At 63.4% G+C, this 11451-nt stretch carries 10 protein-coding genes; 9 read left to right on the top strand and 1 reads right to left on the bottom strand.

Annotated elements, in window-relative coordinates:
- Positions 1-564 (top strand): elongation factor P, encoded by a 564-nt coding sequence (gene efp, locus ACFRJ9_RS04695; RefSeq protein ID WP_377664946.1) that lies wholly within the window; start codon positions 1-3, stop codon positions 562-564.
- Positions 564-974 (top strand): transcription antitermination factor NusB, encoded by a 411-nt coding sequence (nusB, locus tag ACFRJ9_RS04690; RefSeq protein ID WP_377664944.1) that lies wholly within the window; start codon positions 564-566, stop codon positions 972-974. Before efp ends, nusB begins: the two co-directional genes overlap by 1 nt.
- A gap of 84 nt (positions 975-1058) precedes the next feature.
- On the opposite strand, the gene ACFRJ9_RS04685 is transcribed toward nusB, so the two are convergent.
- Positions 1059-2312 carry a PrsW family glutamic-type intramembrane protease gene (locus tag ACFRJ9_RS04685; protein ID WP_377664942.1) on the bottom strand — a complete coding sequence of 418 codons (1254 nt, stop codon included), beginning with the start codon at positions 2310-2312 and terminating at the stop codon, positions 1059-1061.
- Between the two features lie 156 nt (positions 2313-2468).
- Here ACFRJ9_RS04685 and pyrR point away from each other — a divergent pair, with 156 nt between their 5' ends.
- The 7 genes from pyrR to pyrF are packed head-to-tail and all read left to right on the top strand — an operon-like array spanning position 2469 to position 11295.
- Positions 2469-3053 carry a bifunctional pyr operon transcriptional regulator/uracil phosphoribosyltransferase PyrR gene (gene pyrR / locus ACFRJ9_RS04680; RefSeq protein ID WP_377664940.1) on the top strand — a complete coding sequence of 195 codons (585 nt, stop codon included), beginning with the start codon at positions 2469-2471 and terminating at the stop codon, positions 3051-3053.
- Positions 3050-4063 (top strand): aspartate carbamoyltransferase catalytic subunit, encoded by a 1014-nt coding sequence (locus tag ACFRJ9_RS04675; RefSeq protein WP_377664938.1) that lies wholly within the window; start codon positions 3050-3052, stop codon positions 4061-4063. The genes pyrR and ACFRJ9_RS04675 overlap by 4 nt, the downstream gene beginning before the upstream one ends.
- Positions 4063-5388, top strand: coding sequence for a dihydroorotase (locus tag ACFRJ9_RS04670; protein ID WP_377664936.1), 1326 nt, complete (start codon positions 4063-4065; stop codon positions 5386-5388). The genes ACFRJ9_RS04675 and ACFRJ9_RS04670 overlap by 1 nt, the downstream gene beginning before the upstream one ends.
- A complete protein-coding gene (locus tag ACFRJ9_RS04665) occupies positions 5388-5909 on the top strand; it encodes a hypothetical protein (protein ID WP_377664934.1) in 522 nt (173 codons plus the stop codon). Before ACFRJ9_RS04670 ends, ACFRJ9_RS04665 begins: the two co-directional genes overlap by 1 nt.
- Positions 5890-7131 carry a glutamine-hydrolyzing carbamoyl-phosphate synthase small subunit gene (gene carA / locus ACFRJ9_RS04660; RefSeq protein WP_377664932.1) on the top strand — a complete coding sequence of 414 codons (1242 nt, stop codon included), beginning with the start codon at positions 5890-5892 and terminating at the stop codon, positions 7129-7131. The genes ACFRJ9_RS04665 and carA overlap by 20 nt, the downstream gene beginning before the upstream one ends.
- A complete protein-coding gene (gene carB, locus ACFRJ9_RS04655) occupies positions 7131-10439 on the top strand; it encodes a carbamoyl-phosphate synthase large subunit (RefSeq protein ID WP_377664930.1) in 3309 nt (1102 codons plus the stop codon). The genes carA and carB overlap by 1 nt, the downstream gene beginning before the upstream one ends.
- Positions 10432-11295: an orotidine-5'-phosphate decarboxylase gene (pyrF, locus tag ACFRJ9_RS04650; RefSeq protein ID WP_377664928.1), complete on the top strand. Its 864-nt coding sequence runs from the start codon at positions 10432-10434 to the stop codon at positions 11293-11295. The genes carB and pyrF overlap by 8 nt, the downstream gene beginning before the upstream one ends.
- Positions 11296-11451 lie beyond the last annotated feature (156 nt).

Raw genomic sequence — 11451 nt, 5'->3', positions numbered from 1 at the left:
GTGGCAACCACAAACGACATCAAGAACGGGACCGTACTGAAGCTCGAGGGCCAGCTCTGGAACATCATTGAGTTCCAGCACGTCAAGCCGGGCAAGGGTGGCGCTTTCGTTCGCACCAAGATGCGCAACGTCATGTCCGGCAAGGTGGTCGACAAGACCTTCAACGCCGGCCTCAAGATCGAAACCGCTACGGTTGACCGTCGCGACTACCAGTACCTGTACCAGGATGGCGAAGACTTCGTCTTCATGGACACCCAGGACTACGACCAAATCACCGTTTCCGGTGCCACGGTAGGCGACGCCACCAACTTCATGCTCGAGAACCAGATGGTCAACATCGCCATCCACGAAGGCAACCCGCTCTACATCGAACTCCCGCCGAGCGTTGTCCTCGAAATCACCTATACGGAACCCGGTCTTCAGGGCGACCGCTCCTCGGCAGGCACCAAGCCGGCCACGGTTGAGACCGGTTACGAGATCCAGGTACCGCTCTTCGTGGAGCAGGGCACCAAGGTCAAGGTCGACACCCGCGACGGCAGCTACTTGGGCCGGGTCAACGACTAGTGAGCGCACGCGGTAAAGCCCGTAGCAGGGCACTGGAAGTACTCTTCGAAGCGGAGCAACGCTCTGTTTCGGCTTTCGACGCTATGAAAGCGCGCCGGGAGAAGACTGACCTCATCATCAACCCCTACACGGTGGAAATCGTGGAAGGTGTTGTGTCGATGCAACCAACCATCGATGAGTTCCTGGAGACCTACGCCCAAGGCTGGACACTGGAGCGGATGCCGTCGGTGGACCGCATTATCCTTCGGATCGGCGCATGGGAATTGCTCTACAACGACGAAGTCCCGGACGGCGTGGCAGTCAGCGAAGCCGTGGCTCTCGCCAAGACGATGTCCACGGACGAATCCCCGGCCTTCATCAACGGACTGCTTGGCCGGCTGCAGAAGCTCAAGCCTTCCCTTCTCGCCTAGGCATTCGCCTCTGCCGGACGTTTACGTGAAAGACCCGCTGACACAGGAAACTGTGGAAGCGGGTCTTTTTGCTGGAAAGGCATACTACTGCAGAACCGCCGTCCGGAGCGCCGGGATGGCGCGGAGGTAGTCGCGTTCATCCTGTTGGTGAACGGTGACGTCGCGGCCGCTGAGGATTCTCTGGCGAGTGAACGCCAGCGCCGTCGCACCTTTGATGAAGGCCCGCATCTGTGCCTTGCGTCCCCGTGAAGCGGCCCATCGAACCGCTTGCCGGCTGCCACGTGAGGTGGCGAGCATCTCCACCTCGGCGGAGGTAAACCACCCGGCCCGCGCATATTCAAGCAGTCGTTGCCGGGTGAGCTTCCCTTCCGCAAGGCGCAGGAAGACAATGCCCAGGGCAGAGATCAGGAATATGGGCACCTGGATGACGAAGTAGTCCACCAGGAAGTCCTGTCCCATGCTGTTCCATCGGTTGTGCAGGAACATCGCGGGTAGCAGGCCAACAAAGAATGCCAGGACCGCGTAGCCCGTATGCCATTTCCGGGCGGCGAAACCCATGATCAGGCCCGTTGTGCCGGTAAACAACGCATGCGCAAAGGGAGACATGACGCCGCGGAGGATGAAGATCCTGACCAGGTCCGTGCCCGGGTCCGTGGAGGAAGCGATTTCGCGGCCGAAGTAGAGGATGTTCTCGGTGAAGGCGAAGCCCGCGGCGATCGTGAAGGCGAACACCACACCGTCCACAGGTCCGTCGAAGTATTTCCGAGCGGCCAGGATGAGCACCAAAAGTCCAAGGGACTTGGTGAATTCCTCCACTATCGGCGCTTGGACTGTGGCCATGAAATAGGTGAAGGCTTCTTCGCTGGAGGTTGGTGCCGCCCCGGCAAACAGGGGCTGGATGAGGAGTGTGCCTGCAATGGACACGGCTGCGCCCCAGGTGAACGCAAACCAGAGCAGCCGTTTGGGTTCCGGTTCCCATCTGTCGATGAGGCGGACCGCGAGCAGCACTATCGACAACGGGATGAGTGAGGCGATGAAGCCAATGACGAATCCCGTGACACCGGTGTTGCCCAGAAGGAAGGGGACCACCAGCAGCAAGCTGCCCATTGCGAGTATGCCGCCTGCGATCAGCAAGGGGAGCGTGCCAGGCGCCCGGCGAGCAGGCGGAAGCTGGGAACCGGCCCAACCTCCCTGCGGGAGGTGGGAGGGATTTCCAGGGGCGGGTTGATAGTTCGCTGGCTGGACCCGGCCGATCCACGTTGGGTTGGCTGAAGGCTCCACGTAGGGCCGCGGATACGGCTGGTTGCCGCTGCCATCTCCGGGGTGGTTCGTCGTCATGGCAACGAGCCTATTCCACTGCATCCGGGTGTGAGCTTAAGCTCACTGTCCGCAGCCGTCCAACGTGGGGTCTCGAGTGCCCGCTGTGGTAGTTTTGAAAGGCAAATATTCCTTTTTTAATTCCGTCCCGTGAGGCGGGGAAAGGGGAGACGAGCGATGACTGAAGTCACTTCAGCGCAGGTGCCGTCGCGGGTTGTTCTCAACCAGGCGGACATTGATCGTGCGCTCACTCGTATCGCCCACGAGATCCTCGAAGCCAACAAAGGCTCCCAGGACCTGGTTCTGTTGGGTATTCCCAGCCGCGGTTATCCTTTGGCCGTGCGGCTCGCCAACAAGATTGCCGCCGCAGATCCAGCCGTCAATGCCGAAGCCATTGTTGGCCAGCTGGATGTCACCATGTTTCGTGACGATCTCTCACACCATCCCACTCGGCCCCCGCACCACACGCGGCTCCCGTTGTCCGGCATCGACAACAAGGTTGTTGTCCTGATCGACGACGTCCTGTACTCCGGCCGAACAATCCGCGCGGCTTTGGACGCCTTGGTAGACCTCGGCCGTCCCCGGATTGTCCGCCTTGCCGTCCTGGTGGACCGCGGCCACCGCGAGCTGCCTATCCGTGCAGACCATGTTGGCAAGAACCTGCCCACGTCGTCCGCCGAAAAAGTCAGGGTGCACCTTGAGGAGATCGACTCCGTGGATGGCGTGCCCGTCAACGAAGTAGTTATCGAGGCCGGCAAGTGAAGCACCTGCTCTCCACCGAAAACCTCAGCTCATTTGACGCCATCCGCGTCCTGGACACGGCGGAGGAAATGTCCGCCGTCGGTGACCGAGAGGTCAAGAAGCTCCCGGCCTTGCGTGGCCGTACAGTCGTGAACCTCTTCTTCGAAGACTCCACCCGTACTCGGATATCCTTCGAAGCTGCGGCCAAGCGCTTGTCTGCGGACGTCATCAACTTCGCTGCCAAAGGCTCTTCAGTGTCCAAGGGCGAGTCCCTCAAGGACACTGCGCAGACCTTGGCAGCCATGGGCGCCGATGCCGTCGTCATCCGCCACTGGGCATCCGGTGCTCCGCATCGGCTCGCTGCCACGGACTGGATCGACGCGGCCGTGATCAACGCCGGCGACGGCACCCATGAGCACCCCACGCAGGCCCTGCTGGATGCGTTCACCATGCGCCGCCACTGGTCGCAGCTGAACGGGGTTGCGTCCACCGGATCGGATTTGCGGGGTATGCGCGTGGCGATCGCCGGCGACGTCCTCCACTCCCGCGTCGCCCGCTCAAACGTCTGGCTGCTGCGCACGCTGGGCGCGGACGTCACACTGGTGGCACCGCCCACTCTGCTGCCGATCGGCGTCGAGCATTGGCCCTGCAAGGTGAGCTACAACCTGGACCAGACCCTGGAAGCCGGGGTGGACGCCATGATGATGCTTCGCGTCCAGGGTGAGCGCATGAATGCCTCGTTCTTCCCTTCCACCCGTGAGTACTCGCGTCGTTGGGGCTTCGATGACGCCCGGCTCCGGGCACTGGATGACCTGGGGCTCAAGGACACCATCATCATGCACCCCGGACCCATGAACCGGGGACTTGAAATTTCCTCGGCTGCCGCGGATTCGCCCCGTTCCACCGTGCTTGCGCAGGTGCGCAACGGCGTGTCGGTCCGCATGGCTGCCCTGTACCTGCTGCTCTCCGGGGATACCCGCGAAGCAGCCACCACGAATGCTGCAAACCAGCCCACCAAGGAGAGCAACTGATGGCCGAGAACACCTACCTGATCCGTGGGGCCGCCATTCTTGGCGGCGAAGCCGAAGACCTGCTGATCCGCGACGGCGTCATTGCCGCCCGCGGCAAGGGCCTCTCAGATGAGGGTGCCACCGTCATCGACGCTGAAGGCTTGGTTGCCCTGCCCGGAATGGTGGACGTCCACACCCACTTGCGTGAACCGGGCCGCGAGGACGCCGAAACGGTAGAGACCGGCACCCGCGCTGCAGCGTTGGGTGGCTTCACTGCGGTCCACGCCATGGCCAACAGCAACCCTGTTGCCGACACCGCGGGCGTCGTGGAACAGGTCCATAGCCTGGGCCGTGCGGCTGGTTGGGTGGATGTGCGGCCGGTGGGAGCGGTCACCGTGGGCCTGGCCGGCGAACAGCTCGCCGAGCTCGGCGCCATGGCAGACTCCCGCGCCCAAGTGCGGATGTTCTCCGACGACGGCATCTGCGTCCATGATCCCGTCCTGATGCGCCGCGCGCTGGAGTACGTGAAAGCGTTCGACGGCGTTGTGGCCCAACACGCGCAGGAACCTCGCCTCACCGCCGGGGCACAGATGAACGAGGGCACCGTTTCTGCCGTCCTTGGCCTCACAGGCTGGCCGGCCGTCGCTGAGGAGAGCATCATTGCCCGCGATGTCCTGCTGGCTCAGCACGTGGGCTCCCGCCTCCATGTCTGCCACGTATCAACCGCGGGGTCCGTGGAAATTGTCCGCTGGGCCAAAGCGCGTGGCATCAACGTCACGGCCGAGGTCACTCCGCACCACTTGCTCCTTACGGATGAACTGGTCCGCAGCTACGACCCCGTGTACAAGGTCAACCCGCCGCTGCGCACGGATGCCGATGTCCAGGCACTCCGGGAAGGCCTGGCGGATGGCACCATCGACGTCGTGGGAACTGACCACGCCCCGCACCCCAGCGAACACAAGGAATGCGAATGGGCGCAAGCGGCCATGGGCATGACCGGCCTTGAAACTGCTCTCTCGGTTGTTCAGGCAACCATGATCGAGACCGGCCTCATGGGCTGGGCCGACTTCGCGAGGGTGACTTCCTTCACTCCGGCGCTGATCGGCCGCGTTGCTGACCAGGGCCGGCCGATGGAAGTTGGCGAACCCGCCAACGTCATCCTGGTGGACCCGGCTGCGCGTTGGACCGTTGACCCCCATAAAATGGCTACCATGGGCCGCAATTCACCGTTCAAGGGCAAAGAGCTGCCCGGATCCGTGGTGGCAACGTTCTTCAAGGGCCACCCCACAGTCCTCAACGGCCAGCTCAACACGCCGTACAGGTACCCGGCAGTCAGCAGCAACTAATGGACAACCAAACTCTTACCGTGTTGATCACGGTGCCGTTGATCGTCGTCGTACTGGCGATGATCTGGCTGGGGTGGCGGAACCGCCTCAGGCGGCAAGCCGACGTCGAACGCCTTCCCGAGGTGCCGACGCAGCTGACGCCGGCCACCGTGGTCGCGGACGGCCAGTACGTTGCCACCACCACGGCAGGTGACTGGTTGGACCGCATTGCCGTTCAAGGCCTGGGCATCCGGACCAACGCGGAATTGAGCATCCATGCCGAAGGCGTGCTGTTCGACCGCTCCGGCGCAGCCCCCGTGTTCATCCCGCGCTCCGCCTTGGCGGACAGCCGCGAGTCCAGCGGAATGGCAGGAAAGTTCGTCGAGAAGGACGGACTCCTGGTCATCAGTTGGAATCTCGGCGGCCGTGAACTGGACACTGGATTCCGGTCCAGGCACGCAGCCGACAAGCAGCTCCTCCTCGAAGCCCTCCAGGAATTGATCTCCGCAGCCCCTCAGGCAGATGCCGATAGTGGAAAGTAATAAAGTGACGGATAGTAAAGCAGCCACCACAACCACCCCCTCAGCAGCAGTGCTGGTGCTCGAAGACGGCCGCATGTTCCGCGGCCGCAGTTATGGCGCCCAGGGAACCACGCTCGGTGAGGCCGTTTTCGCCACCGGCATGACCGGCTACCAGGAGACCATCACTGATCCCTCCTACGCACGCCAGCTGGTGGTGCAGACCGCGCCGCACATCGGCAACACGGGCGTCAACAGCGAAGACGCTGAGTCCCGCCGCATCTGGGTTGCCGGGTACATCGTCCGCGATGCCGCCCGCCGCCCGTCCAACTGGCGTTCCGAGCGCAGCCTCGATGAGGAATTGGTTGATCAGGGAATCGTTGGCATCCAGGGCGTGGACACGCGTGCCATCACGCGCCACCTGCGCGAACACAAGACCATGCGTGCCGGCATCTTCTCCGGTGAGGCCGCCAACGCCTCGGACAAGGAACTGCTCGACGCAGTCCTGGCCAGCGCACCCATGGAAGGCGCCAGCCTCGCCGAAGAGGTCAGCATCGACGAAGCGTACGTCGTTGAGCCCAAGGACCACGGCTGGGACGGCGAGCCGAGGTTCAGCATTGCCGCCATCGACCTCGGCATCAAGGCGATGACACCTGTCCGATTCGCCGAGCGCGGCGTGCGCGTGCACGTCCTGCCGGCCACCTCCACGCTCGAGGACGTCAACGCCGTCAACCCGGACGGTTTCTTCATGTCCAACGGACCCGGTGACCCCGCAACCGCGGATCGCCAGGTATCGCTTTTGCGCTCGGTGCTCGACGAGAAGCTGCCCTACTTCGGCATTTGCTTCGGCAACCAGATCCTGGGCCGGGCCCTGGGCTTTGGTACCTACAAGCTCCGCTACGGCCACCGCGGCATCAACCAGCCGGTCATGGACCGTCGCACAGGCAAGGTTGAAATCACCTCACAGAACCACGGCTTCGCAGTGGACGCACCGATGAACGGCGCGACGGTTGCTCCGGAAGAGCGCTACGGCCGAGTTGAAGTCAGCCACGTTTCGTTGAATGACGACGTCGTTGAGGGACTCGCGTGCCTCGACATCCCGGCGTTCTCGGTCCAGTACCACCCGGAAGCCGCAGCCGGCCCGCACGATGCCGCCTACCTCTTCGACCGCTTCATCGATCTCATGGCTGAGACGAAGTCCGGCGCCGCCAACTCCACCGACTCCAAGACTGAGGACAAGAAGTAATGCCCAAGCGTACAGATCTCAAGAGCGTCCTTGTCATCGGTTCCGGCCCCATCGTCATCGGCCAGGCGGCCGAGTTCGACTATTCCGGCACCCAGGCCCTCCGGGTCCTCAAGGAGGAGGGCCTGCGGGTCATCCTCGTGAACTCCAACCCGGCCACCATCATGACGGACCCCGAGTTCGCCGATGCCACCTACGTTGAGCCCATCACCCCGGAGGTGGTGGAGAAGATCATCGCCAAGGAGAGGCCGGACGCGATCCTGCCCACCCTGGGTGGCCAGACTGCCTTGAACACTGCCATCGCACTGGACAAGAACGGTGTGCTGGAAAAGTACAACGTGGAACTCATTGGCGCGAACATCGCGGCCATTGAACTCGGCGAAGACCGCGAGAAGTTCAAGGGCGTAGTAGAGCGCTGTGGCGCAGAGTCTGCCCGCAGCCACATCATCCACACCATGGACGAGGCCTTCGCCGCTGCAGAGGACCTGGGCTACCCGATGGTGGTCCGTCCTTCCTTCACCATGGGTGGCTTGGGCTCCGGCCTGGCGTACAACGAGGACGACCTCCGCCGCATCGTCGGCCAGGGCCTCCAGTACAGCCCCACCACCGAGGTGCTGCTCGAAGAGAGCATCCTCGGCTGGAAGGAATACGAGCTCGAGATGATGCGCGACAAGAACGACAACGTCGTTGTTGTCTGTTCCATCGAGAACTTCGATCCCGTAGGTGTCCACACCGGCGACTCCATCACCGTTGCCCCGGCGCTGACCCTCACGGACCGCGAGTACCAGAAGCTGCGCGACGTCTCCATTGCGGTCATCCGTGAAGTTGGCGTGGATACCGGTGGCTGCAACATCCAGTTCGCCATCGACCCCGCTACAGGCCGTGTTGTGGTCATCGAGATGAACCCGCGTGTTTCCCGTTCTTCGGCACTTGCGTCCAAGGCAACCGGCTTCGCCATCGCCAAGATCGCCACGAAACTCTCCCTCGGCTACACGCTGGACGAGATCCCTAACGACATCACGCAGAAGACGCCGGCTTCCTTCGAGCCGACGCTGGACTATGTAGTGGTCAAGGTTCCGCGTTTCGCGTTCGAGAAGTTCCCGGCAGCAGACAACACGCTGACCACCACCATGAAGTCCGTCGGTGAAGCCATGGCCATGGGCCGCAACTTCACAGAAGCCCTGCAGAAGGCCCTGCGCTCCCTGGAGCAGAAGGGTTCGCAGCTGGACTTCACTTCCGTGCCGGAATACGAAGTCGCCGAGCTCATCGAGAAGGCCAAGCGTCCCACCACAGACCGCTTGCACCAGGTGCAGCGCGCCCTCCTGGGTGGCGCAACAGTGGAGGACCTTTTCGAGGCCACCAAGATCGATCCTTGGTTCCTGGACCAGCTGCAGCTGCTCAATGAGACCGCGCAGGAGATTCGCAAGGCCGGCGTGCTCACCGAGGAAATGCTGCGCAACGCCAAGCGCCACGGCTTCTCCGACGAGCAGATTGGTGCCCTGACGCACAACAACGAGGCTGTTGTGCGCGGCGTTCGCCAGGCCTTGGGCATTCGCCCGGTCTACAAGACCGTTGACACCTGCGCTGCTGAGTTCGCCGCCTACACGCCGTACCACTACTCCTCTTACGACGAGGAAGACGAGGTTGGCCTGCACTCCAAGCCTTCCGTCATCATCCTCGGTTCCGGCCCGAACCGCATCGGCCAGGGCATCGAGTTCGACTACTCCTGCGTCCACGCCTCCATGGCGTTGCGCAAGGCCGGTTACGAGACCGTCATGGTCAACTGCAACCCCGAGACCGTCTCCACGGACTATGACGTCTCCACGCGCCTCTACTTCGAGCCGCTGACCCTGGAGGACGTCCTCGAGGTCATCGCCGCGGAAGAGCGCACCGGTGGCGTCATGGGCGTGTTCGTGCAGCTCGGCGGCCAGACTCCGCTGAAGCTGGCCCAGCAGCTCGCCGACGCCGGTGTTCCCATTCTGGGTACGTCGCCGGAGGCGATTGACCTCGCGGAGCACCGCGGCGCCTTTGCCCGGGTCCTGGATGAAGCCGGCCTGACCTCCCCGAAGAACGGCACCGCCGTTTCCTTCGAGGACGCCAAGAAGATCGCCGACGAGATCGGCTACCCGGTCCTGGTCCGCCCGTCCTATGTCCTGGGTGGCCGCGGCATGGAGATCGTCTATGACGAAGCCAACCTCTCCCGCTACATCGCCAACGCCACAGAGATCACCCCGGACCACCCGGTGCTGATTGACCGGTTCCTCGAAGACGCTGTCGAAATCGACGTCGATGCCCTCTTCGACGGCACGGACATGTACCTCGGCGGCATCATGGAGCACATCGAAGAGGCCGGCATCCACTCCGGTGACTCCGCGTGCGTCCTGCCTCCCATCACCCTTGGCAACAACGTCATCGAGCGCGTACGCACGGCAACCCGTGCCATTGCCGAAGGCGTGGGCGTCCGCGGCCTCATCAACATCCAGTTCGCGCTGGCCTCCGACGTCCTGTACGTCCTGGAAGCCAACCCGCGTGCCTCCCGTACGGTTCCGTTCGTTTCCAAGGCAACGGGCGTGCAGATGGCCAAGGCGGCAGCCCTCATCGGCACGGGCGTCACCATCAACCAGCTCCGCGGCGCCTACAAGATGCTGCCGGAGACCGGTGATGGCTCCACACTGCCTTTGGATGCCCCTGTTGCCGTGAAGGAAGCTGTCCTGCCGTTCAGTCGTTTCCGGACGCCGGAAGGCAAGGTTGTGGACTCCCTGCTCGGCCCGGAAATGCGCTCCACCGGTGAGGTCATGGGCATCGACAAGCACTTCGACACCGCCTTCGCCAAGAGCCAGGCCGCAGCCAACAACGCACTGCCCACCGAGGGCAAGATCTTCGTTTCCGTGGCCAACCGGGACAAGCGCTCGGTGATCATGGGCGTCAAGCGTCTCTCGGACCTCGGCTTCGAGATCGTCTCCACCGGTGGCACCGCCGATGTCCTGCGCCGCAATGGCATCCAGGCGACTCCGGTCCGCAAGGTGGCTGAAGGCAGCAGCGCCGAAGGCGAAGGCACCATCGCCGACCTCGTCATCGCGGGCGAGATCGACATGGTCTTCAACACGCCTTCCGGTGGCGAAGCCCGCAGCGATGGTTACGAGCTCCGTGCGGCGGCAACATCCATCGGCATTCCCTGCATCACCACCGTGGCGGAGTTCAACGCCGCGGTGCAGGCGATCGAAGCACTTCGCACTTATGAGTGGTCGGTCACCAGCCTGCAGGAGCACGCCGCCAACCTGTCAGCCGCCCAGGCAGCTGTCAATGCCTGAGTCCACTGACGCGCAGCAGCCGGTCCGGGAGGCGTTTGGTTCCCGGCTGGCTGCGGCCATGGCTGCCCGCGGGCCCCTTTGCGTCGGTATCGACCCGCACCCGCAGCTATTGGCTGACTGGGGACTTAACGACGACGTCGCTGGCCTTGAGCGCTTCTCGCTGACAGTAGTGGAGGCCGTGGCTTCCCTCGCTGCCGCCGTAAAGCCGCAGGTGGCGCTGTATGAGCGCCACGGTTCTGCCGGAATTGCTGTCCTGGAGCGGACTCTGGCTGCTGCTGCGGACGCTGCTGTGCTCAGCATCGCCGACGCCAAACGTGGGGACATCGGTTCCACCATGGCTGCTTACGCCGATGCTTGGCTGCGCGACGGTTCTTCCCTGGCTGCGGACTCCGTGACGTTGAGCCCGTACCTGGGTTTCGAATCGCTGCGCCCGGCCCTGGACCTTGCTGCCCAGCATGGCAGGGGAGTGTTCGTTCTTGCGTTGACTTCGAACCCGGAAGGCAAGTCGGTCCAGCACGTGGGTGGAAGTGATTCCGTGGCGCGCCGGATCGTAGCTGCGGCCGCCGCGGAGAACCAGCGCTACGACAGTGCCTTGGGTTCCGTTGGCCTGGTTGTTGGGGCCACCATCGGTTCGGCGCTGAAGGATCTGGAGATCGATCTGGGCCCTGTCCGCGGGGCAATCCTCGCGCCGGGCCTGGGTGCACAGGGCGCTACGCCCGCGGATCTCCGTTTAACCTTCGGGGATGCCTATCCTGCGGTGCTGGCAACCTCCAGCCGGGGGATCCTTGCCGCCGGCCCCACGGCTGCGGCACTGCATGCGGCAACCCTGCAGACGTTGGACGGCCTGGTTTCCTGAAAGGCCACACACGGGGTCACTCATGGCCGTTCGGGGCATCCCGACCGGCCATGAGTGACCCTGCGTTGTTTGAGCTCATTGCGCAACCGGGCCCCTGCCGGTAGGTTCAGGATCAGCGCGCGTGACCTGGATCACAATCTCGATCTGACAGGGGTT

Source organism: Paenarthrobacter sp. NPDC056912 (genome assembly GCF_042786555.1).
Lineage (GTDB): Bacteria > Actinomycetota > Actinomycetes > Actinomycetales > Micrococcaceae > Arthrobacter.
This window is presented reverse-complemented; position numbering and strand designations above follow the sequence as displayed.

What these genes read in the sequence shown, in the direction of transcription:
- carA (WP_377664932.1), top strand. Translation starts at nt 5,890, where the DNA reads ATGCCGATAGTGGAAAGTAATAAAGTGACGGATAGTAAAGCAGCCACC.
- ACFRJ9_RS04685 (WP_377664942.1), bottom strand. Translation starts at nt 2,312, where the DNA reads ATGACGACGAACCACCCCGGAGATGGCAGCGGCAACCAGCCGTATCCG.
- pyrR (WP_377664940.1), top strand. Translation starts at nt 2,469, where the DNA reads ATGACTGAAGTCACTTCAGCGCAGGTGCCGTCGCGGGTTGTTCTCAAC.
- ACFRJ9_RS04665 (WP_377664934.1), top strand. Translation starts at nt 5,388, where the DNA reads ATGGACAACCAAACTCTTACCGTGTTGATCACGGTGCCGTTGATCGTC.
- pyrF (WP_377664928.1), top strand. Translation starts at nt 10,432, where the DNA reads ATGCCTGAGTCCACTGACGCGCAGCAGCCGGTCCGGGAGGCGTTTGGT.
- carB (WP_377664930.1), top strand. Translation starts at nt 7,131, where the DNA reads ATGCCCAAGCGTACAGATCTCAAGAGCGTCCTTGTCATCGGTTCCGGC.
- ACFRJ9_RS04670 (WP_377664936.1), top strand. Translation starts at nt 4,063, where the DNA reads ATGGCCGAGAACACCTACCTGATCCGTGGGGCCGCCATTCTTGGCGGC.